We start from the raw sequence: 383 nt of genomic DNA, 5'->3' as shown, positions 1-383 counted from the left end.
CGAACCGAACCGAAGAAGGCACCACCGTGACCGTGACACACCCGCTCCTGGACCTGGCCCCGCTGACCGCCGCGCACTTCGCGTCGATCGAGCGGCGGGGGGCCGCGCCGCTCTCCACCGAGCAGGACGTGGGGATCACCCAGGGCGAGGCGCTCCTGCCGCGCGAAGGGGGGGTCCCTCAGTGCCAGTCGGTACTCCACGGAGTCTTCGTCGGGGCGGGGGGCGGGGAAGTCCGCCGCTCGCTCGACGCGAAGGGGGCGGCGGCCAGGGGGGTGAGGGCGGCGAGGTCGGGGAGGGGGTGTGTCACGGGCAGGGTGGTGCCGGTTTCGCTTCGGTTCGGGCGGTTGCCGGTCCGGGGGGAGCGCGGGATCTGGGTCCGCAGC

1 protein-coding gene and 1 pseudogene are annotated in these 383 nt (G+C 74.7%); one reads left to right on the top strand and one right to left on the bottom strand.

Annotation, left to right across the window (positions count from 1 at the left end; all coding sequences use genetic code 11):
• Positions 1 to 32: 32 nt before the first annotated feature.
• Positions 33 to 170: pseudogene (locus ADL08_RS38095) on the top strand (alanine--glyoxylate aminotransferase family protein); the annotation flags it as partial.
• 8 nt (positions 171 to 178) lie between these two features.
• Here ADL08_RS38095 and ADL08_RS38090 read toward each other — a convergent pair.
• The coding region (locus ADL08_RS38090; protein ID WP_234352115.1) for a hypothetical protein at positions 179 to 383 on the bottom strand (205 nt) is incomplete at its 5' end.

This window comes from Streptomyces sp. NRRL F-6492 (assembly GCF_001280125.1).
GTDB lineage: Bacteria > Actinomycetota > Actinomycetes > Streptomycetales > Streptomycetaceae > Streptomyces.
Note: the sequence above shows the minus strand (reverse complement) of the source record. Positions and strands in the feature narration are given on the sequence as shown.